This window comes from Agrococcus lahaulensis DSM 17612 (assembly GCF_000425105.1).
In the GTDB taxonomy this organism is placed as follows: Bacteria; Actinomycetota; Actinomycetes; order Actinomycetales; family Microbacteriaceae; genus Agrococcus; species Agrococcus lahaulensis.
Map to the genome: position 1 here is coordinate 67,863 of NZ_KE384303.1, position 20,531 is coordinate 88,393.

Below are 20,531 nucleotides of genomic sequence, written 5' to 3' on the forward strand. Positions count from 1 at the left end.
CGATGGCACTCGCGCTCCTCGGCATAGGCTCGACGCGTGAGCACGGAGGAGACGCCTGGGCAGTCGAGCGCAACCGGTCAGGGGAGCGCGGACGCACTGCTCGGGGCTGCGGAGATCCGCTCGCTCGCCGCGCGGCTCGACCTGACGCCGACGAAGCGGTGGGGGCAGAACTTCGTGGTCGACGCGAACACCGTGCGCCGCATCGTGCGGACGGCGGATGTCGCGGGTCGCGACGTCGTGGAGGTCGGCCCGGGCCTCGGCTCGCTGACGCTCGGCCTCACCGAGGCGGGCGCGAGGGTCGCGGCGGTGGAGATCGACCCGCGGCTCGCGGAGCTGCTGCCCGAGACCGTCGGCCGGAAGCAGCCGGATGCGCGGCTCGAGGTCGTGCACCACGACGCGCTCACGATCGAGTCGCTGCCGTTCGCGCCCGAGGCGATCGTCGCGAACCTGCCCTACAACGTCTCGGTGCCCGTGCTCATCCACCTGCTCGAGCGGTTCCCGACGATCGAGCGTGCGCTCGTGATGGTGCAGGCCGAGGTCGGCCACCGGCTCGCGGCGAAGCCCGGCTCGAAGACCTACGGCTCGCCGTCGGCGAAGGTCGCGTGGTGGGGGCCGTGGGCGCTCGAGGGCGAGGTCTCGCGGCAGATCTTCTGGCCGGTGCCGAACGTCGACAGCGTGCTCGTCGGCTTCCGACGGGGGCCCGCGCGCGGCTCGGAGGAGCTGCGGCGCGCGACGTTCGCCGTGATCGACGGCGCGTTCGGGCAGCGGCGGAAGATGCTGCGGCAAGCGCTCGCGGGCGTCTTCGGCTCGGCGGCCGCCGCGACCGAGGTGCTCGAGCGCGCGGGCGTCGAGCCGACGCTGCGTGGCGAGGCGCTCGCGCTCGACGACTTCATCCGGATCGCCGAGGCGGGGCCCGCGCGCTGAATCGCGGCGCGCATCCGCGTCGGCATCAGGTGGTGCGGGGCTCCTCCGTCGTGCTCCGGAGTCTCGGGCGGCAGGTATAGGGCGAAGCGCTCGAAAGCGCGCTCCATTCGAGCGGCTCGCCCTATACCTGCGAGGCGGGTCGGCTGCGGTCGACGCGGCGAGGCGGCGCGCCGTGCGCGTCAGCCGCGGGAGTCGAGCTCTGCGACGAGGCGCTTCGGCGCCGTGACGCGGAACGAGGCGTCGATGAGCTCGGCCACGCGCGTCCAGTCGGCGTCCTCGAGGTCGACTGCGACCCATCCGTACGGCCCGAGGTAGGCCGGCTCGACCGCGCCGCCCTCGGCGAGCATCGCGAGCCGCTCCTCGGGCTCGAGCAGCACTGACACGCGCGGCGGGTCGAGCCCTGCGGCGTACTCCTCGCGCGTCGAGCCGCCGAAGTAGGCGAAGACCTTGCGCGTGAAGAACGCGGGCCGGCCGTGCGAGACCTTCTCCTGCGCGCTCGGCAGCGCGAGCGCGATCGCCCGGAGCCGCGCGAGGACCGGGTCATCGTCGTCGAACATGCGCGGGTGCGCCATGCCGTGAGGGTAACGCTGTCGCGGCTCCCGCGGGCGCGCAGGAAGCGCCCCCGCGAGCGCACTAGGTTGGAACGCGTGGTGAGCAGGAGCACGGTGCGGGCGAAGGCGCCCGGCAAGATCAACGTGCACCTCGGCGTGGGCGCGATCCAGGACGACGGCTACCACGATGTCGCGACCGCCTACCAGGCGGTGAGCCTCTACGAGATCGTCGAGGCGAGCGAGGCGAGCGACTTCTCGGTGCGCTTCTCCGGCCCCATCCCGCACGACCAGCTCTCGACCGGGGCCGACAACCTCGCGATCCGCGCGGCGATGGCGCTCGCGCGCCGCGGCCGAGTCTCGGGCGGCGTCGCGCTCTCGATCGAGAAGCACGTGCCGATCGCGGGCGGCATGGGCGGCGGCAGCGCCGACGCGGCCGCGACGCTCGTCGCGTGCGACGAGCTGTGGGACCTGCACCTCGGTCGCGACGCGCTCGTCGAGATCGCGCGCGAGCTCGGCGCCGACGTGCCGTTCGCGCTCGCCGGCGGCACCGCGGTCGGCACGGGCCGCGGCGACCAGCTCACGCCCGCGCTCGCGCGCGGCCAGTTCCACTGGGTGCTCGCGCTCGCCGACGCGGGCCTCTCGACGCCCGACGTCTACCGCGCGCTCGACGAGCACCGGGCGCTGCACGCGGCCGACATCGCGCCCGCGCACGACGTGCCGACCGTGGATGCGCGGGTGCTGCAGGCGCTGCGGGCGGGCGACGCGTCGATGCTCGCCGAGGTGCTGCAGAACGACCTGCAGGCGCCTGCGCTGCGCCTCATGCCGCGCCTCGCCGGCACGCTCGAGCTCGGCGAGCGCTCCGGTGCGCTCGCTGGCATCGTCTCGGGCTCCGGACCGACGATCGCGTTCCTGTGCGACAGCCTCGAGTCGGCGATCGAGCTGCAGGTGACGCTGTCGGCGTCGCAGGTGCTCGCGCTCAAGGTGACCGGCCCCGTGCCCGGCGCCCGCCTCATCGACTGACGCCGACGCATCCGCCCTCGCGCGCCTGGCCGCCAGCCCGTCGCGCAGCCCCGCGCATCGCCGCGCTTCGCCGACCGGGGCGGTTGCGCCCGACCGGGTGCGGCGTGCCGGCCCCGCTCAGGCGCAGCGCCCCCGGTCGGCGCGTGGGGCGGCGGATGCGGTCGGCGCGCTTGCGCGGTGGCTCGCGCCGCGCCGATGGGCGACGTGCGGGATGATGGAGGCGATATGGCACATCTCCTGGGCGCCGAGCGCGTCGGCGTCGCGTTCCCGACCCGCACCGTGTTCGAGTCGATCTCCCTCGGGCTCGAGGACGGCGACCGCATCGGCATCGTCGGCCGCAACGGCGACGGCAAGTCGACGCTGCTGCGCGTGCTCGCGGGCAGCCTCGAGCCGTCGAGCGGCCGCGTCACCCGCCGCGGCGGCCTGCAGGTCGGCGTGCTCGACCAGCGCGACACGCTCGACCCCGACGGCACGATCGCGCAGGCGGTCGTCGGCGATCGGCCCGAGCACGAGTGGGCGGGCGACGCGCGCATCCGCGACCTCATCGCGGGCCTCGTCGGCGACCTCGACTGGCACGCGCGCATCGGCGACCTCTCGGGCGGCCAGCGCCGCCGCGTCGCCCTCGCTCAGCTGCTCGCCGGCGACTGGGATGTGCTCTTCCTCGACGAGCCCACCAACCACCTCGACGTGCAGGGCATCGCGTGGCTCGCCGACCACTTGAACGCGCGCTTCGCGACCGGCCGCGGCGCGTTCGTCGCCGTCACGCACGACCGGTGGTTCCTGGATGCGGTGTGCACCGGCACGTGGGAGGTGCACGACCATGTCGTGGAGCCGTTCGAGGGCGGCTACGCCGCCTACGTGCTGCAGCGCGTCGAGCGCGACCGGATGGCCGCCGCGAGCGAGGCGAAGCGGCAGAACCTCATGAAGAAGGAGCTCGCGTGGCTGCGCCGCGGCGCGCCCGCCCGCACGTCGAAGCCGAAGTTCCGCATCGAGGCCGCGACGCAGCTCATCGAGGACGAGCCGCCGGTGCGCGACCCGATCCAGCTCGCCCAGCTCGCCGCGACCCGGCTCGGGAAGGACGTCGTCGACATCGAGGGCGCCTCGGTCGAGCTCGGCGGCAAGCGGATCCTCGACGACGTCACGTGGCGCATCGCCCCCGGCGAGCGCGCGGGCGTGCTCGGCCGCAACGGCGCAGGGAAGTCGACCCTCCTCGCCCTCATCGCCGGACGCATCCGCCCCACCTCGGGCCGCGTGAAGACCGGCAAGACCGTGAAGATCGCCGAGCTCACGCAGGAGCTCGAGGAGCTGAAGGAGCACGAGGACGAGCCCGTGCGCACCGTCGTCGGGCGGTTGAAGTCGAGCTACGTCTCCGGCGGCAAGGAGCTGAGCCCCGGCCAGCTGCTCGAGCGGCTCGGCTTCCGCTCGGGAGAGCTCTCGACGCTCGTGAAGGATCTGTCTGGCGGCCAGCGGCGCCGCCTGCAGCTGCTGCTCATCCTGCTCGACGAGCCGAACGTGCTCATCCTCGACGAGCCGACGAACGACCTCGACACCGACATGCTCGCGGCGATGGAGGACGTGCTCGACTCGTGGGCCGGCTGCCTCATCGTCGTGAGCCACGACCGCTACCTCATCGAGCGCGTCACCGACCACCAGTACGCGGTCATCGACGGGCGCCTCGAGCACGTGCCGGGCGGGGTGGATGCGTACCTCGAGCGATCGGGGAAGGCCTCGGTCGGGCGGTCGGGGGCGCAGGCGGCCGCCGCGCCCGCGGGCGCCGACGCGACCGATGCCCCGGGCCTCTCGGGCGCCGAGCGGCGCGCGATGGAGAAGGAGGCCGCGAGCCTCGACCGGCGGCTCGCGAAGGCGACGAGCGACCGCGAGCGGGTGCTGCAGCGCTTCGAGAGCGCCGACCACACCGACTTCGACGCGCTCGCCGCGCTGCAGGCGGAGCTCGCCGCCGTCGACGAGCGCATCGAGCAGCTCGAGGAGCAGTGGCTCGAGGCGCACGAGGCGCTCGAGTCCTGACCCGCCCGCGCGCAGAGTGGCGGCACTCTGCGGGCGGTGTGAGGGAGCGCGGGTCAGGCGGCGGCCGCGAGGCGATCGGCGAGCGCGCCGAGCGCCTCCGCGCCGGCGAGATCGCCGGGCAGCAGCGGCACCTGCGCGATCGGGATGTCGTCCGTCGCGTCGCGCAGGACGGCGAGGTGCTGCTCCTCCTGCGAGCGCCGCTCGGCGAGCAGCGGCCCGGCATCGGCAGGGGAGCGGCGGTTCACCACGACTGCGGCGGGAGCGACGCCGAGCTCGCGCAGCTGCCGCACGACGTCGATCGACTCGGCGACCGGCAGCCGCTCGGCGATCGCGACGACGACGAACGCGGTCCGCGCCGGGTCGGTGATGGCGGAGCGCAGCAGCGCGAAGCGATCCCTGCGCGCGATGAGGGTGCGGCGGAGCTGCGCGTCAGCCGAGGGCTGCTCGTCGCGCGTGCCGACGACGCTGCGCGCGGCGGCCGCGAAGCGGTCGGAGCGGTCGCGATTGGCCAGCAGCGTCTCCGTCCAGCCCGTGAGCTGCTCGGGCAGCGCGAGCAGCCGCAGCGTGTGCCCCGACGGCGCGGTGTCGAAGACGATGAGGTCGTGCGTCTCGAGGCCCGTCGCGACGAGCTCGGCGATGCGCTCGAGCACCGCGGACTCGTGGCTGCCCGGCGCCGTGCGCGCCCGGTCGAGGTGTGCGCTCGCGGAGGCGTGCAGGCGCTCGGGCAGGAGGTGCCGCATCGTGTCGGCGACGGAGGCGAAGTGGCGCTCGATCGTCTTCTGCGGGTCGATCTCGACCGCGTCGACCAGGCCGCGGCCGGCTGTGAGCACGCGGGTGGGCGCATCCCCGAGCGCCTCGCGCCACACGTGACCGAGGTTGTGGGCGGGGTCGGTCGAGACGAGCAGCACGCGCGCGCCATCGCGCGCCCGGGCGAGCGCGAGCGCGGCGGCGACTGAGGTCTTCCCGACTCCGCCCTTGCCGCCGACGAACAGGATGCGGCGCGAGCGCGCGATGGTCAGCAGCATGCGATGTGGTCCAGCGGCGAGTCGGGGATGCCGATGCGGCGGTGCCAGGCGTGGAAGTCCTGCCACACCGCGGGCAGCAGCTCGGCCGAGTAGTACGCGGCGGGATCGGGCACCCCGAGCGCCTCGCCCAGCACGACGACCATGAAGAGGTCGTCCTCGTCGCGCTGCTCCCGCAGCAGCGTCTGGCGGTACGGGCCGACGTAGAACTCGTGCAGACCCGCGCGCAGCGCGGCCCAGCGCCGGGAGACCTGCTCCCGGCGCTGGGCGCGCTCGTGCGAGGGCACGCGTCAGACGGACTCGCGCTCGGTCGCGAGCGAGGCGTCCTCGTCCTCGTCCTCCGGCGGCCCCTTGACCGCGCGGCGCATCGCGAGCACCGCCTCGATGGCGACCCAGACGCTCGCGATGATGATGACGACGTCGATCGCGAACAGCAGCCAGTCGGCGTTGTCGGGAGCGGTGAAGCCGACGAGCTGCTCGAGCGCGGCCCAGAACGACAGCACGAACACGAGCACGAGCGGGATGATCGCCGGCAGCGGGTTGCGCCGCTTGCGGATGAGCATGACCGCGATGATCGAGAGCGAGAGGGACGCGAGCAGCTGGTTCGTCGTGCCGAACAGCGGCCAGATGCGCAGGCCGCCCTCGCCGCCGAGCCCTTGCGAGAACGTCAGGCCGAGGCCGACGACCACGACGACGAGGGTCGCGGGCACCTTGGTGATGCGCACCTTCAGGGTCTGGCCGATCTCCTGCACGATGAAGCGCAGCAGTCGCATGCCGGTGTCCATGGTCGTGGCCGCGAACAGCACGGCCATGGTCGCGAGCACCGTCGCGCTCAGCGACGCGGGCAGGCCGAGCCCGTTCTCGAGCAGCGCCCCGCCGCCCTGCACGAACGCGTTGACACCGCCGGCGCCGAACTCGCTGTAGATCTCGCGCCATGCGCCGGCCGACTGGATGCCGCCGATGACCGCGAGGATCGTGCCGAGCGAGAGCAGGCCCTCGCCGACCGCGCCGAAGTAGCCGACGAAGCGGGCGTCGGTCTCCTTGTCGATCTGCTTCGAGGTCGTGCCGGAGGACACCATGCCGTGGAAGCCGGAGATCGCGCCGCACGCGATCGTGACGAACAGCAGCGGCACGAGGCTCGGCGTGCCCGGCGGCAGGTCGGTGTTGAACATGGGCGCGACGATCTCGGGCTTCACGGCGCCGAACAGCGTCGCGATGAGCACCGAGCCGAACAGCAGGATGAGCCCGACGAAGAGCTGGACGCCGTTGATGTAGTCGCGCGGCTGCAGCAGCACCCACACCGGCAGCAGCGACGCGATCGCGCCGTAGACGAACAGGGCGAGGATCCAGAACGTCGCGGGCGTCATGCCGAGGAAGCTCTCGGGCAGCACGACCGGCACGCTGTCGCCGAGCACGATGAGCGCGTACAGCGCCACGACGCCGACGATCGTGACGGGGATGAGCGGCCACCGCATCCGGTAGACCGCGACTCCGACGAGGAGGGCGACGATGATCGCGCCCCACGTCGGGATGACGGCCGTCGGCGTGCTGATGAGGAGGTTCTTGATGACGACGGCGAACGCGGCGATCACCATCAGCAGCAGGAGGAAGATGACGACGAGGAAGAGGTTGGCGCCGCGCTTGCCGATGTAGCGGCCCGAGAGCGCGCCGATCGACTTGCCCTTGTTGCGCAGCGACGCCCACAGCGTGCCGAGGTCGTGCATGCCGGCGAAGAAGACCGTGCCGATCGTGACCCACAGGAACGCCGGCAGCCAGCCCCAGATGACCGCGATGGCCGGTCCGACGATCGGGGCCGCGCCCGCGACCGACGTGAAGTGGTGGCCCCAGAGGATGAACTTGTTCGTGGGCACGTAGTCGACGCCGTCGCCCAGCTCGTGCGCCGGGGTCCTGAACGCGCTGCTGAGCCGGAACACCCGCTTGCCCAGGTACTTGGAGTAGACGAGGTAGCCGGCTGCGAACATCGCCAGACCGATGAGCATGAGGACCAACGAACCCATGGGCTCTTCCCTTCCGTTGCGTGCGCCGTTGCACTGGATGCGGGCGGGCGATGCCCGCTCTCCTCGACCCTAGCGGCACCTCCGAGGCACCTGGGATGACTTGCACCACGCGCGAGATTGCGACGGCGCTCGACCTGGCCTGCCCGCGCGAGACGCTCGACTGCCGGGGCGCCCCGACCATCCTCGAGGCCGACTCGGCTACCCTGACGGGAGCCGCGCCGTCCCGCGGCGGTGGAGGGGAGCGCTCGATGGCTGAGCAGACGATCCTCGTCGTCGACGACGACCTCGCGCTCGCCGAGATGATCGGCATCGTGCTCGAGGCCGAGGGCTACCGGCTCGAGCACTGCGCCGACGGCTCGGATGCGCTCGACCGGTTCCGCGACGTCCGTCCCGACCTCGTGCTCCTCGACCTCATGCTCCCGGGCAAGGACGGCATCCAGATCTGCACCGAGATGCGCGAGGAGTCCGGCGTGCCGATCATCATGCTCACCGCGAAGGGCGACCCGACCGACGTCGTGCTCGGCCTCGAGTCGGGGGCCGACGACTACGTCGTGAAGCCCTTCAACCCCAAGGAGCTCGTCGCGCGCGTGCGCACGCGGCTGCGCGCCCCGCGCCAGGAGGACGGCGGCGTGCTCAAGGTCGCCGACCTCGAGATCGACGTCGAGGGCCACCGCGTCACGCGCGGAGGCGAGGCGATCGCCCTCACGCCGCTCGAGTTCGAGCTGCTCGTCACGCTCGCGCAGAAGCCCAACCAGGTCTTCTCGCGCGAGATGCTGCTCGAGCAGGTGTGGGGCTACCACTACAAGGCCGACACGCGCCTCGTGAACGTGCACGTGCAGCGGCTGCGCTCCAAGGTCGAGCGCGACGTCGACAACCCGGTGGTCGTCACGACCGTCCGCGGGGTCGGCTACCGCGCCGGCGCCCCCACCGGCTAGGCCATGGCCGCGCGACGCCGCCCGATCTGGGAGACGGCGACGCGCGTGCTGCGGCGCTCGCTGCAGTGGCGCGTCGTCGCGGCGAGCATGGCGCTCTCGACCCTCGCGCTCGTCGGCGTCTTCGGCTACATGTCGCTCTCGGTCGGCCAGAACCTCTTCGAGACGCGCCGCGACGAGGCGCTCGTCGAGGCGGTGCGCGCCTCGGGCGAGATGCAGCAGATCTTCGACGAGGCGGTCACCGCGACGCTCACGAGCGGCGAGGTGGATGCGCTGCAGGACCGCGCGCTCGATGCCGTCACGGGGCTCATCGCGAGCCGCACGTCGACCGAGTACGCCATGCTCCGCACCGACCGGCAGGGCGAGACGCTCCTGCAGATGAACGACGTGCAATCGCAGGCCTTCGACACCGACCTGCTCTCGTCCGAGCTTCGCGCGGCCGTCGCCAGCGCATCCGACACCGCGCCCTACTACCAGTCGGTGCGGCTCGAGCAGGGCGGCGGCTCGGAGCCCGCGATCATGGTCGGCACGACCGTCGACGTGCCGCTCGCTGGCCGCTACGAGCTCTACCTCCAGACGAGCCTGCAGTCGACGCAGGCGACGCTCGGCTTCATGCAGCTCACGATGGTGCTCGGCGGCCTCGCCCTCATCGCGCTCATCGGCCTCATCACGTGGTTCGTCGCTCGCATGGTCGTCGGGCCCGTGCAGCAGGCGGCCGACTCGGCGGCGCGCATCGCCGCCGGCGAGCTCGACGTGCGCATCCCGGTGCGCGGCGACGACGAGGTCGCGACGCTCGGTCGCTCGTTCAACGACATGGCCGACTCGATCGAGGTGCAGATCAACGAGCTCGCGACCCTCTCGACCGTGCAGCAGCGCTTCGTGAGCGACGTCTCGCACGAGCTGCGCACGCCGCTCACGACCATCAAGCTCGCGGGCGACGTGCTGCACGATCGGCGCGAGGCGTTCGACCCCGTCGCCGGCCGCACGGTCGAGCTGCTGCACACGCAGATCGAGCGCTTCGAGCGCCTGCTCGCCGACCTGCTCGAGCTCAGCCGCTTCGACGCGGGCGCCGCGCAGCTCGAGATCGAGCCGACCAACCTCGTGCGGCTCGCGGAGGGCGAGATCGCGGCGCTCGAGCCGCTCGCGGCCGAGCACGGCAGCGAGCTGCGGCTCGTCGCTCCCGGCGGGCACTTCGAGGCGGAGGTCGACCCGCGCCGCATCCGGCGGATCCTGCAGAACCTGCTCGGCAACGCGATCGACCACGGCGAGGGGCGCCCGATCGTCGTGACCGTCGACTCGTCGAGCGACGCGGCCGCCATCGCGGTGCGCGACCACGGCGTCGGGATGACCGAGGAGGAGGTCTCGCGCGTCTTCGACCGCTTCTGGCGCGCCGACCCGTCGCGCCAGCGCCGCACGGGCGGCACGGGCCTCGGGCTCTCGATCAGCCGCGACGACGCGGCGCTGCACGGCGGCTGGATCGACGTGTGGTCGCGGCCCGGGGAGGGCACCGCGTTCCGGCTCACGCTCCCGCGCGCCGGCGCCCGCGCCGTCGTCTCGCCCATCGACCTGCCGCCCGTCGAGGAGCCGCCGCGCGAGGCGCCGCCCGCGGAGGCCGCGGCCGACGACACGGCGAGCGCCCCCATCGCGCTCGTCGATCCCGCGACGCGCACGACGACCGAGGAGGTCGAGCGATGAAGCGCGTCCTCGCCGCCCTCGCCGCGCTGCTCGTGCTCACCGGCTGCGTCGCGATCCCCGACTCGGGGCCCGTGACCGCCGGCCGGGTCGACGACGCGGAGCAGGCGAGCGACCTCATCTTCATCGCCGAGTCGCCCCGCGTCGGAGCGACGCAGGAGGAGATCGTGCGCGGCTTCCTCGCCGCCGCGATCACCCCCGACGACGACTTCGCGATCGCGCGGGAGTACCTCGTCTCGGGTGAGGCGGAGCGCTGGCGCCCCGAGGCCGGCGTCATCGTGCGCTCCGGCCAGCCCGAGGTCTCGCTCGGCGGCGAGACGGCGGCGACGGCGGTCGTGACGGCCGTCTCGGAGCTCGACGAGGGCGGCGCGCTCGAGCTCGTCGGCAGCGAGCGGATGCTCGAGTTCCGGATGCTGCGGGTCGCGGGGGAGTGGAGGATCGCGCAGGCTCCCGACGGCATCGTCCTCTCCGCCTTCCACTTCACCCAGCTCTTCCGCTCGCACGCGCTCGCGTGGGTGACGCCGGACGGCACGCGCGCGGTGCCCGAGGTGCGCTGGTTCGAGCGCACCGCGTCCACCCTCGCGGGCCGGATGGTCGACGCGCTGCTCGACGGCCCGTCGACCTGGATCTCCCCCGCCGTCACGACCGCGGGCGCGCCCGAGGCGCGGCGCGTGGGCGAGCCGGTGGTCGAGGGCTCCGTCGCGACCGTGACGCTCGACTTCGCGCAGGTCGAGCAGCGCGGCAGCGGGAGCCTCCAGCAGCTCGCCGCGCAGCTCGCGCTCTCGCTGCGCTCGCTCGGCGTGCGCGAGGTGCGCGTCGAGATCGACGGGCTCGGCGGGCTCGCCGCCTCGAGCGCCGACGCCGCGCCCCTCGACGACGGCGACGTCGACCAGCGCCCGCTCGTGCTCGACGGGTCGACGCTCCGGCCGATCGGAGGCGGCCAGTCCGGCATCGACGACGTCGGGCCGACCCTCGCCTCGATCGGTGCGACGGACTACACCGTAGGCGCCGCGGGCGGTGTCGCGACGACCGGCACGACCGCGCTCTGGCTCGCGCCCGGCGCCGACCCCGTCGCGGTCTCGGCCGACGCCGCGCTCCCCGCGACGACCGACGACAGCGGGTGGGTGATCGTGCAGGAGACGGCGGCGCCGCAGCGGTTGCTCGCCTGGCGCGAGGGCGAGCGCGCCGAGCTCCAGCTGCCGCCGGGCGCCGATCGCATCGCGGCGATCGAGCTCTCGCGCGACGGCGCGCGGCTCGCGATCACGACGGTCGACGGGAGCGTGAGCCAGGTGTGGGTCGCGGCGGTCATCCGCGACGCCGGCGCCCGCCCGGTCGCGCTCGGCGAGCCGTATGCGCTCCCGCGCGTCGACGGCGCCGCGAGCGACATCACCTGGACGAGCGCGACCCAGGTCGCGGTGCTCGCCGCAGCCGGCGATCAGTCGCAGATCGTGCTGCTCGAGGTCGGCGGCGCGTCCGAGCAGCTGCCGGCTCCGGGCGAGCCGGTGCGCGCCGTCGTCGGCGGCAGCGAGGGCGCGTCGACGCTCCGCGCGCTCGGCGTCGACGGCTCGCTGCTCGCGCTGCGGGGCAGCGTCTGGAGCCCCGTGCCCGGGCTCGGTCCCGTCGCGCTCGTCGCGACCCAGCAGTAGTCCTCCACAGCTCGGCCGATCGCTCGAGCGGGTCGGCGCATCGCCGTGCCACCGTGCCGGCATGGGGATGCGCGAGGCACTGCGGGAGGCGGCGAGCGTGCTGTGGCCGGTCGAGTGCGCCGGCTGCGGCGCGCTCGACCTCGCCGTCTGCCCGGCGTGCGCGGGACTGCTGCTCGCCGGCGGCGAGCGTGAGCTGCTCGACGGCGTGCCGCTCGTCGCCGCGGCGCGCTACGAGGGAGTGGTGCGGGCGCTCGTCGGCGCGTGCAAGGAGCGCGGCGACCGGGCGACGGCGCGCGCGCTCGGCGCCGGGCTCGCGCTCGCGATCGCGGCGGCGCCCGCGGGGCAGCTCGTGCGCGTGCCATCGAGCCGCGAGGGGCTCCGGCGGCGCGGCTTCGACCCCGTCGAGCTCGTGCTGCGGGGCGCTGGACTGCGGGCGGCGCCGCTGCGGCGGGTCGCGAGTCGCGCGCCGCCCGGTGCGCAGAAGGAGCGCTCGGCCGACGAGCGGGCGATCGCGGCCCTGGGCTCGCTCGAGCTCGGCCGGCGCCATCGCGCGCGGCTCGCCGGCGCCGCCGCCGTGCTGGTCGACGACGTCGTCACGAGCGGCGCGACCGCGCGCGAGGGCGTGCGGGCGCTGCGCGCCGCGGGCTGCGAACCGGTCGCGATCGTGGCCGTCGCACGCACTCCGCGACGTCTCCCGACGCGCCCGGCGGACGCTCGGACGAGCGGGGTATGGTGAGCGCCACGCAAGTCGGCCCGCAGCCGCTGGCGCCGACGCCGTACCTGATGGGAGGCAACGATGGAGATCACATTCGGCGCGAGGGGCGCGAACATCACCGACAGGTTCCGGGCCTACGCGGAGGAGAAGCTCGCCAAGGTCACGCAGCTCCTGCCGCGAGCCACCGCCCTCGACGTCCGGCTCTCGCGCCACGCCGACCCGCACGCGGCCGCAGGCGGCCGGGTCGAGATCACCGTGCACGGGCCCGGCTCGATCATCCGCGCCGAGTCCGACGGCCCCGACAAGTACATCGCCTTCGACGCCGCGTTCCACCGCATCATGGAGCGCGCCCGCCGCGTGCACGACAAGCGGCACGACCACAGCGGCCGACGCCGCACGCCGCTCCGCGAGGCCGTCGTGAGCGGCTTCGAGCAGGTCGCCATCACGCCCGCCGACCCCGAGATCGTCGAGGCCGTCGCGACCGGCTCCATCCCGGTCGTCGAGCAGCAGCCCGAGCAGGAGCAGGAGTGGTCGCCGGTCGTGATCCGCAAGAAGCGGTTCCCGGCCAAGAAGATGAGCGTGAGCGACGCGGTCGACCAGATGGAGCTCGTCGGGCACCCCTTCTACCTCTTCGTCGACGAGGCCACCGACGAGTGCGCCGTCGTCTACCGCCGCAAGGGCTGGTCCTACGGCGTCATCTCGCTCGACGCATCCATCGCCGAGCCCGAGACCAGCGAGGAGAGCGCGCCCGCTGCCGCATCCTGACGCGACCCCGCGGCGCCCCTGAGCATCGCAGGGGCGCCGCCGGGCGCCGGTTGCTACGATGGGCAGTCGGTCAAGGACCGTCCCTTTCCCCCAACGCACGGGAGGCATCCCTCGTGGCCAACTTCTTCGAGAAAATGCTGCGCGCCGGCGAAGGCCGGCTGCTGCGGCGCCTCGAGCGCATCGCCGCCGATGTGGCCAAGCTCGAGGACGCGTTCGAGGAGCTCACCGACGAGGAGCTGGCGCAGGAGACCGCCGAGTTCCGCCAGCGCTACGCCGACGGCGAGGCGCTCGAGACGATGCTGCCGGAGGCCTTCGCCGCCGTGCGCGAGGCCGCGAAGCGCACGCTCGGGATGCGTCCCTACGACGTGCAGGTCATGGGCGCCGCCGCGCTCCACCTCGGCAACATCGCCGAGATGAAGACCGGTGAGGGCAAGACGCTCGTCGCCCCGATCGCGGCCTACCTCAACGCCATCACGGGCGAGGGCGTGCACATCGTCACGGTCAACGACTACCTCGCGAGCTACCAGTCGGAGCTCATGGGCCGCGTCTTCCGCGCGCTCGGCATGACGACCGGCTGCATCGTCGCGGGCCAGTCGCCCGAGGTGCGCCGCGAGCAGTACGCCGCCGACGTCACCTACGGCACGAACAACGAGTTCGGCTTCGACTACCTGCGCGACAACATGGCCCACTCGAAGGAGGCCATGGTGCAGCGCGGCCACGGCTTCGCGATCGTCGACGAGGTCGACTCGATCCTCATCGACGAGGCCCGCACCCCGCTCATCATCTCGGGCCCGGCCGCGGGCGTGGCGAACCGCTGGTTCGCGGAGTTCGCGCGCATCGCCAAGCGCCTGCGCCCCGACGTCGACTACGAGGTCGACGAGAAGAAGCGCACGGTCGGCGTGCTCGAGCCGGGCATCGAGCGGGTCGAGGACCTGCTCGGCATCGACAGCCTGTACGAGTCGGCGAACACGCCGCTCATCTCGTTCCTCAACACGGCCCTCAAGGCGAAGGCGCTCTTCAAGCGCGACTCCGACTACGTCGTCATGAACGGCGAGGTGCTCATCGTCGACGAGCACACCGGCCGCATCATGCAGGGCCGTCGCTTCAACGAGGGCATCCACCAGGCGATCGAGGCGAAGGAAGGGGTGCAGATCAAGGCCGAGAACCAGACGGTCGCGACGATCACCCTGCAGAACTACTTCCGCCTCTACACGAAGCTCTCGGGCATGACCGGCACCGCCGAGACCGAGGCCGCCGAGTTCATGTCGACGTACAAGCTCGGCGTCGTCCCCATTCCGACGAACAAGCCGGTGCAGCGCATCGACCAGCCCGACCTCGTCTACTCGACCGTCGAGGGCAAGTTCAAGCACGTCGTCGAGGACATCGTCGAGCGCCACGAGGCCGGCCAGCCCGTGCTCGTCGGCACCACGAGCGTCGAGAAGAGCGAGTACCTCTCGGGGCTGCTCGCGAAGGCCGGCGTCAAGCACGAGGTGCTCAACGCGAAGAACCACGCGCGAGAGGCGTCGATCGTCGCCCAGGCCGGCCGCCTCGGCGCCGTGACGGTCGCGACGAACATGGCCGGTCGAGGCACCGACATCATGCTCGGCGGCAACGCCGAGCACCTCGCCGTCACGCGCATGCAGGAGCTGGGCCTGAGCCCCACCGAGACGCCGGAGGAGTACGAGGAGCGCTGGGACGAGGTCTTCGCCGAGGTGAAGGCCGCCGTCGAGGCGGAGGCGAAGCAGGTCGTCGAGGCCGGCGGCCTCTACGTGCTCGGCACCGAGCGGCACGAGTCGCGCCGCATCGACAACCAGCTCCGCGGCCGCTCCGGCCGCCAGGGCGACCCGGGCGAGAGCCGCTTCTACCTCTCGATGCAGGACGACCTGCTGCGCCTGTTCGGCGGCGCCGTCGCGCAGCGCTTCATGGCGGTCGACGCCGACGAGGACGAGATCCCGCTCGAGTCGAAGATCTTCTCCCGCACCATCCGCTCCGCGCAGGCGCAGATCGAGGCGCGGAACGCCGAGATGCGCAAGAACGTCCTCAAGTACGACGACGTCATGAACCGCCAGCGCGAGGCGATCTACTCCGACCGCCGCCACATCCTCGACGGCGACGACCTGCAGGAGCGGGTGCAGGGCTTCCTCGAGGGCACGATCCGCGAGCTCGTCGACGCGCACGCGGTCGGCGGCGACAGCGACGAGTGGAACCTCGAGGCGCTGTGGACCGAGGCGAAGACCATCTACCCCGTCAGCATCACGATCGACGAGGTCGTCGCCGAGGCGCAGCCGCGGCTGACCGCCGACTTCCTCTACGAGCAGCTCGTCTCCGACGCGAAGCTCGCGTACGAGCGCCGCGAGGAGTCGCTCGGCTCGCCCGCGATGCGCCTGCTCGAGCGACGGGTCGTGCTCTCGGTCATCGACCGCAAGTGGCGCGACCACCTCTACGAGATGGACTACCTGCGCGAGGGCATCGGGCTGCGCACGATGGCGCAGCGCGACCCGGTCGTCGAGTACCAGAACGAGGGCTTCGCGCTCTACCAGCAGATGATGTCGGCGATCCGCGAGGAGTCGGTGCAGTTCCTGTTCAACCTCGAGGTGAAGGTGCACCAGGGCGCGAGCCCCGAGGCGCCCGCGATCGAGGGCGGCGGCCTCGAGGAGGCCGAGGAGGACACGGCGGCGCTCACCTACTCGGCGCCCGCCGAGGACGGCGAGGCGTCGGTGCACGACTCGCGCGGCAAGGAGCTCACCGCGGCGACCGCGAAGGGGCGCGCCAAGAGCGGCAACCCCGCCGTCGCAGCGAAGGCGCAAGCGCAGGCGCAGGGCGGCAACCGCCAGCAGCGGCGCGCGGCAGACAAGCAGGCGAAGGCGGCGCCGAAGAAGGTCGGCGCCTTCGGGCAGGCGCAGGACGACGCGAACGACTGACGCGCGTCAGTCGTCGATCGACCGCAGCCCGTTCCAGGCGGTGACGCCGAGCGGGGGCCCGTAGGCGCCGGTCGTGCCGCCGTTGGAGTAGACGGCGGTGATGTGGCCGGCACCGGTCGCGGGGTCGACGTTCGAGACCCACGCCGAGCCCGAGGCGCCGTCGCCCATCTCGCAATCGGCCCCGTAGTTCGCGTCGCCGCCCGCGCCGTAGTCGAGCCGGTCCTCGGCGCAGTGCCGCAGCACCTCGCCGTCGAAGGGCTCGTTGCCCGGGTAGCCGGCGATCACGACGCCGTTCGTCTCGGCCGTGAAGCTCACACCCTGCCCGCCCACGGCATCCTCGAGCGTCGCGGAGCCCTGGGGCGCGAAGCGGATGAACCCGAAGTCGAAGCCCATCCAGCCGTCGTCATCGGCGCCGTCGAGCCAGCGGTCGTTCGCCTCGAGGTACTGCTCGGGCACCCACCACTCCTCGGCGACCCAGGTGCCGAAGGGGGCTTCGCCGCGCTCGTAGGCGGGCTCGAAGGCGATCCGCTCGTACCAGTCGCGCGTGTCGTCGTCGAAGATGCAGTGCGCCGCGGTCAGCACGACGAGTCCCGACGCGCTGTTGATGACGGTGCCGCTGCACGTGTACTCCGCGCCGGCGGCCGACAGCTCGAGCCGGCCGCTCGTCGTCAGCAGCAGGTTGTCGCTGCCCTCGTGCCGCGTGCCGGGCAGGAGCTCGTCGCCGTCCTCGTGCACCGGGAGCGCGATGCCGGGGCGCACGACGGGCGAGCCGGTCGTCGGCGGCAGCACGACGTCGATCGCGGCGTCGGGGAGGAAGCCGTCGCTCGTCTCGCCCGGCTCGCCCGCGTAGAGCTCGCCCGTGTCGTTCGCGGTGCCGTCGGCGGCCGGCACGGGCGCGTCGGGCTCGACGGGCACGGCCTCCGGCGTCGCCGGCCCGCTCGGCGCGGTCGGCGAGCGCGGGTCGGCGCGCTCGACGGGCCGCTCGGGCGGAGCGGGCAGCACGCAACCGCCCACCGTGAGGGCGGCGGCTGCCGCGACGGCGGCCGTCGCGAGTCGGGGGAGGCGCACTCGCACCACGCTAGCGGCGCGTCAGGCGGGCGGGGCGATCGCGACGATGAGGATCGCCGTGAAGTGGCACACGAAGGCGATGAACGTGCACGCGTGGAAGATCTCGTGGAAGCCGAAGTGACGGGGCACGGGGTTCGGCCGCTTCATCCCGTAGACGACCGCGCCGACCGTGTAGGCGAGGCCGCCGGCGATCACGAGGATCGCGGTCGCGGCGTTCGCCGCCCAGATCTGCGGCAGGAAGGCGACGGCCGCCCAGCCGAGCGCGAGGTAGATCGGCACGTAGAGCCACCGCGGCGCGCCGATCCAGAAGACGCGGAACGCGATGCCGAGGAGCGCGCCGCTCCAGATGACCGTGAGCAGGATCCAGTCGGTCGGCGACGGGAGCGTCAGCAGCGCGATGGGCGTGTAGCTGCCGGCGATGAGCAGGAAGATGTTCGCGTGGTCGAAGCGCTTGAGCAGCACGCGCGTGCGCTCCTGCCACGTGAAGCGGTGGTAGACCGCCGAGACGCCGAACATCAGCAGGCTCGAGAGCGCGTAGACGGTCGTCGAGAGCTTCGCGGTCGCGCCCTCGGCGACGACCACGAGCACGATGCCGGCGACGAGCGCGAGCGGCGCGGTCGCCGCGTGGATCCAGCCGCGCCACGAGGGCTTCGCCTCGGCGTCCGCCTCGGCGATCGCGTCGCCGGCCGCCTCGATGAGCGGGAGGTGCGGCACGTCGTCGACGGCGTCGGGATCGGGCTCGCGCCGCACGCCGTGGGCGTCGGGATCGGAGGTCACGGGCATGGCTACAGCGTACGGCGTACGCAGTGCCGTTGCGCGCATCCGTCCGTGTCCCCCGATAGATTCGACGGGTGCGACTGCGCAGCGCCCCGGGGTCACGACTCGTGTACCGCTACTACGAGCGGCGGCTCCGGCGCGACCTCCAGGCGAGCCCCGTGCCGCGCCACATCGCCATGATCATCGACGGCAACCGGCGCTGGGCGCGCGAGCAGAAGCTCGCGAGCGTCGGCCACGGGCACCGCGCGGGCGCGGCGAAGCTCCACGAGTTCGTCGAGTGGTGCGCGCAGGTCGGCGTCGAGGTCGTCACGCTCTACCTGCTCTCGCGCGACAACCTCACCGGACGGGCGAGCGAGGAGCTCGGCGAGCTGTGCGAGATCATCGCCGAGCTCGCCGACGGCCTCTCGCACACGCCCGGTCGACGCATCCGGCACGTGGGCGACCCGCGCGGACTGCCCGAGCCGCTGTGCGCCGCCCTCACCGCGGCGGCGGAGCGCACCGAGGGGGAGCCGGGCATCGTCGTGAACCTCGCGGTCGGCTACGGCGGCCGGCACGAGCTCGTCGAGGCCGTCAAGCGCATCCTCGAGACGGCCGACGGCGCGAGCCCGGCCGAGATCGCCGAGCGGCTGAGCCCCGAGCTCATCGCCGACCATCTCTCGACCGCGGGCCAGCCCGATCTCGACCTCGTCATCCGCACCTCGGGCGAGCAGCGGCTGAGCGACTTCATGCTGTGGCAGAGCGCGCACAGCGAGCTCTACTTCGTCGAGGCGCTCGGGCCCGACCTGCGCGAGGTCGACTTCCTGCGGGCGATCCGCTCCTACGGGCTGCGTGAGCGGCGCTACGGGCGCTGAGAACCCTCAACCTCCGCTCGAGGTGAACTCTCGGTGACGGCGGTGTGTCTTCCGACGCGGCGCATCGGGAGCGCGCGTACATTCAGCCGTGTCGGGCACCTTCGCCCGGCGAGCGAGCGGCCTTCGCGCCAGCGAGCACCTCGGGAGGCGACGGCCGCGTGAGATCCGACCCCGGTCGGAAGGGAGCGCCACGTGCCTGCACGCACCACCACCTCCGGAAGCGCCGTCGAGATCGCCGAGACCGACACGCGCCAGCGCACCTACGTGCTCGACACGAGCGTGCTGCTCTCCGACCCGGGGGCCATCCACCGCTTCGCCGAGCACTCGGTCGTGATCCCGGTGGTCGTCATCGCCGAGCTCGAGAAGAAGCGGCACGACCCCGAGATCGGCTACTTCGCGCGCAAGGCGCTCCGCAACCTCGACGACCTGCGCGTCGAGCACCACCGGCTCGACTTCCCGGTGCCGACCGAGGGCGGCGGCAGCCTGCGGGTCGAGCTCAACCACTCCAACCAGCAGATCCTGCCGAGCGGGCTGCAGCTCGGCGACAACGACTCGCGCATCCTCGCGGTCGCCTCGAACCTCGCGGCCGACGGGCTCGACGTGTGCGTCGTCTCGAAGGACCTGCCGATGCGCGTGAAGGCCGCATCGATCGGCCTCTCGGCGGAGGAGTACCTCGCCGAGCAGGCGGTCGACTCGGGCTGGACCGGCATCGAGCAGCTCGCGCTCTCGGGGGAGGAGATCAACCGGCTCTACGAGCACGAGCGGCTCGAGACGGCGGCCGTCGCCGACATGCCGGCCAACACGTGCCTCGTCATCTCGTCCGAGCGCGGCTCGGCGCTCGGCCGCGTCAAGCGCCCGGGCGTCGTGACGCTCGTGCGCGGCGACCGCGACGTGTTCGGCGTGCACGGCCGCTCGGCCGAGCAGCGCCTCGCGATCGACCTGCTGCTCGACGAGGAGGTCGGCATCGTCTCGCTCGGCGGCTCGGCCGGCACCGGCAAGTCGGCGCTCGCGCTCGCCGCGGGCCTCGAGGCGGTGCTCGAGCGGCGGCTGCACAAGAAGGTCATCGTCTTCCGCCCGCTCTACGCGGTCGGCGGGCAGGAGCTCGGCTACCTGCCCGGCGACAAGGACGAGAAGATGAACCCCTGGGGCCAGGCGATCTACGACACGCTCGGTGCGCTCGTGAGCGACAACGTGCTCGACGAGGTCGCCGACCGCGGCATGCTCGAGGTGCTCCCGCTCACGCACATCCGCGGCCGCTCGCTGCACGACGCGTTCGTGATCGTCGACGAGGCGCAGTCGCTCGAGCGCAACGTGCTCCTCACGGTGCTCAGCCGCATCGGCCAGAACTCGCGCGTCGTGCTCACGCACGACGTGGCGCAGCGCGACAACCTGCGGGTCGGGCGGCACGACGGCATCGCGAGCGTCATCGAGACGCTCAAGGGGCAGGACCTCTTCGGGCACATCACGCTGCAGCGCTCGGAGCGCTCGCGCATCGCCGCGCTCGTCACGAGCCTGCTCGAGGGCTGAGCGGCTCCGCGGCGTCAGCGCGTCCGTGCGCGGGGCGGATGCGTCGGCGCGCGTGGGCGGGCAGGGCTACCGTGGGC

At 73.0% G+C, this 20,531-nt stretch carries 17 protein-coding genes; 11 read left to right on the forward strand and 6 right to left on the reverse strand.

The window, feature by feature from the left end:
* Window positions 1-36: 36 nt before the first annotated feature.
* A complete protein-coding gene (gene rsmA / locus H508_RS0109730) occupies window positions 37-924 on the forward strand; it encodes a 16S rRNA (adenine(1518)-N(6)/adenine(1519)-N(6))-dimethyltransferase RsmA (protein ID WP_245569500.1) in 888 nt (295 codons plus the stop codon).
* Window positions 925-1,103: 179 nt separating this feature from the next.
* Here the strand turns inward: rsmA and H508_RS0109735 are convergent, their stop codons facing one another.
* Window positions 1,104-1,496: an MmcQ/YjbR family DNA-binding protein gene (locus H508_RS0109735; RefSeq protein WP_026373915.1), complete on the reverse strand. Its 393-nt coding sequence runs from the start codon at window positions 1,494-1,496 to the stop codon at window positions 1,104-1,106.
* A 66-nt stretch (window positions 1,497-1,562) separates the two neighbouring features.
* Here H508_RS0109735 and H508_RS0109740 point away from each other — a divergent pair, with 66 nt between their 5' ends.
* The gene (locus tag H508_RS0109740; RefSeq protein ID WP_051223178.1) at window positions 1,563-2,495 is read left to right on the forward strand and encodes a 4-(cytidine 5'-diphospho)-2-C-methyl-D-erythritol kinase; all 933 of its coding nucleotides are present in this window, start codon (window positions 1,563-1,565) and stop codon (window positions 2,493-2,495) included.
* 225 nt (window positions 2,496-2,720) lie between these two features.
* Window positions 2,721-4,520: an ABC-F family ATP-binding cassette domain-containing protein gene (locus H508_RS0109745; protein ID WP_026373917.1), complete on the forward strand. Its 1,800-nt coding sequence runs from the start codon at window positions 2,721-2,723 to the stop codon at window positions 4,518-4,520.
* Window positions 4,521-4,573: 53 nt separating this feature from the next.
* On the opposite strand, the gene H508_RS0109750 is transcribed toward H508_RS0109745, so the two are convergent.
* The 3 genes from H508_RS0109750 to H508_RS0109760 are packed head-to-tail and all read right to left on the reverse strand — an operon-like array spanning window position 4,574 to window position 7,560.
* Window positions 4,574-5,545, reverse strand: a complete 972-nt coding sequence (locus tag H508_RS0109750) for an ArsA family ATPase (protein ID WP_026373918.1) — start codon at window positions 5,543-5,545, stop codon at window positions 4,574-4,576.
* Complete coding sequence (locus tag H508_RS0109755) at window positions 5,536-5,829, reverse strand: cory-CC-star protein (RefSeq protein ID WP_051223180.1); 294 nt, start codon at window positions 5,827-5,829, stop codon at window positions 5,536-5,538. The genes H508_RS0109750 and H508_RS0109755 overlap by 10 nt, the downstream gene beginning before the upstream one ends.
* Before the next feature lie 3 nt (window positions 5,830-5,832).
* On the reverse strand, window positions 5,833-7,560 hold the full coding sequence (locus H508_RS0109760; protein ID WP_026373920.1) for a carbon starvation CstA family protein: 1,728 nt from the start codon (window positions 7,558-7,560) through the stop codon (window positions 5,833-5,835).
* A gap of 248 nt (window positions 7,561-7,808) precedes the next feature.
* On the opposite strand from H508_RS0109760, the gene mtrA reads away from it, so the two are divergent.
* The 6 genes from mtrA to secA all read left to right on the forward strand — a co-directional run bounded on the left by mtrA (window position 7,809) and on the right by secA (window position 16,231).
* On the forward strand, window positions 7,809-8,495 hold the full coding sequence (mtrA, locus tag H508_RS0109765; RefSeq protein WP_026373921.1) for an MtrAB system response regulator MtrA: 687 nt from the start codon (window positions 7,809-7,811) through the stop codon (window positions 8,493-8,495).
* A 3-nt stretch (window positions 8,496-8,498) separates the two neighbouring features.
* Complete coding sequence (gene mtrB / locus H508_RS15680) at window positions 8,499-10,187, forward strand: MtrAB system histidine kinase MtrB (protein ID WP_051223182.1); 1,689 nt, start codon at window positions 8,499-8,501, stop codon at window positions 10,185-10,187.
* Window positions 10,184-11,830 (forward strand): LpqB family beta-propeller domain-containing protein, encoded by a 1,647-nt coding sequence (locus tag H508_RS0109775; RefSeq protein ID WP_026373922.1) that lies wholly within the window; start codon window positions 10,184-10,186, stop codon window positions 11,828-11,830. The genes mtrB and H508_RS0109775 overlap by 4 nt, the downstream gene beginning before the upstream one ends.
* A 61-nt stretch (window positions 11,831-11,891) precedes the next feature.
* On the forward strand, window positions 11,892-12,566 hold the full coding sequence (locus tag H508_RS15685; RefSeq protein WP_051223184.1) for a ComF family protein: 675 nt from the start codon (window positions 11,892-11,894) through the stop codon (window positions 12,564-12,566).
* A gap of 60 nt (window positions 12,567-12,626) precedes the next feature.
* Complete coding sequence (gene hpf, locus H508_RS0109785) at window positions 12,627-13,310, forward strand: ribosome hibernation-promoting factor, HPF/YfiA family (protein WP_026373923.1); 684 nt, start codon at window positions 12,627-12,629, stop codon at window positions 13,308-13,310.
* Window positions 13,311-13,423: 113 nt separating this feature from the next.
* Window positions 13,424-16,231 carry a preprotein translocase subunit SecA gene (gene secA / locus H508_RS15690; protein ID WP_051223186.1) on the forward strand — a complete coding sequence of 936 codons (2,808 nt, stop codon included), beginning with the start codon at window positions 13,424-13,426 and terminating at the stop codon, window positions 16,229-16,231.
* A gap of 6 nt (window positions 16,232-16,237) precedes the next feature.
* Here secA and H508_RS0109795 read toward each other — a convergent pair whose 3' ends face one another.
* Window positions 16,238-17,299, reverse strand: coding sequence for a trypsin-like serine peptidase (locus H508_RS0109795; RefSeq protein WP_026373924.1), 1,062 nt, complete (start codon window positions 17,297-17,299; stop codon window positions 16,238-16,240).
* A gap of 21 nt (window positions 17,300-17,320) precedes the next feature.
* Complete coding sequence (gene trhA, locus H508_RS0109800) at window positions 17,321-18,082, reverse strand: PAQR family membrane homeostasis protein TrhA (RefSeq protein ID WP_084155271.1); 762 nt, start codon at window positions 18,080-18,082, stop codon at window positions 17,321-17,323.
* 68 nt (window positions 18,083-18,150) lie between these two features.
* Here trhA and uppS point away from each other — a divergent pair, with 68 nt between their 5' ends.
* Window positions 18,151-18,927 (forward strand): polyprenyl diphosphate synthase, encoded by a 777-nt coding sequence (uppS, locus tag H508_RS0109805; protein ID WP_026373926.1) that lies wholly within the window; start codon window positions 18,151-18,153, stop codon window positions 18,925-18,927.
* A 192-nt stretch (window positions 18,928-19,119) separates the two neighbouring features.
* Window positions 19,120-20,454: an RNA 5'-3' helicase PhoH2 gene (gene phoH2 / locus H508_RS0109810; protein ID WP_021011027.1), complete on the forward strand. Its 1,335-nt coding sequence runs from the start codon at window positions 19,120-19,122 to the stop codon at window positions 20,452-20,454.
* Window positions 20,455-20,531: the final 77 nt, after the last annotated feature.

Excerpts from the sequence above, each read along its gene's own strand:
- H508_RS0109735 (WP_026373915.1), bottom strand. The coding sequence starts at position 1,496 with ATGGCGCACCCGCGCATGTTCGACGACGATGACCCGGTCCTCGCGCGG.
- H508_RS0109745 (WP_026373917.1), top strand. The coding sequence starts at position 2,721 with ATGGCACATCTCCTGGGCGCCGAGCGCGTCGGCGTCGCGTTCCCGACC.
- H508_RS0109750 (WP_026373918.1), bottom strand. The coding sequence starts at position 5,545 with ATGCTGCTGACCATCGCGCGCTCGCGCCGCATCCTGTTCGTCGGCGGC.
- H508_RS0109760 (WP_026373920.1), bottom strand. The coding sequence starts at position 7,560 with ATGGGTTCGTTGGTCCTCATGCTCATCGGTCTGGCGATGTTCGCAGCC.
- mtrA (WP_026373921.1), top strand. The coding sequence starts at position 7,809 with ATGGCTGAGCAGACGATCCTCGTCGTCGACGACGACCTCGCGCTCGCC.
- mtrB (WP_051223182.1), top strand. The coding sequence starts at position 8,499 with ATGGCCGCGCGACGCCGCCCGATCTGGGAGACGGCGACGCGCGTGCTG.
- H508_RS0109775 (WP_026373922.1), top strand. The coding sequence starts at position 10,184 with ATGAAGCGCGTCCTCGCCGCCCTCGCCGCGCTGCTCGTGCTCACCGGC.
- H508_RS15685 (WP_051223184.1), top strand. The coding sequence starts at position 11,892 with ATGGGGATGCGCGAGGCACTGCGGGAGGCGGCGAGCGTGCTGTGGCCG.
- hpf (WP_026373923.1), top strand. The coding sequence starts at position 12,627 with ATGGAGATCACATTCGGCGCGAGGGGCGCGAACATCACCGACAGGTTC.
- trhA (WP_084155271.1), bottom strand. The coding sequence starts at position 18,082 with ATGCCCGTGACCTCCGATCCCGACGCCCACGGCGTGCGGCGCGAGCCC.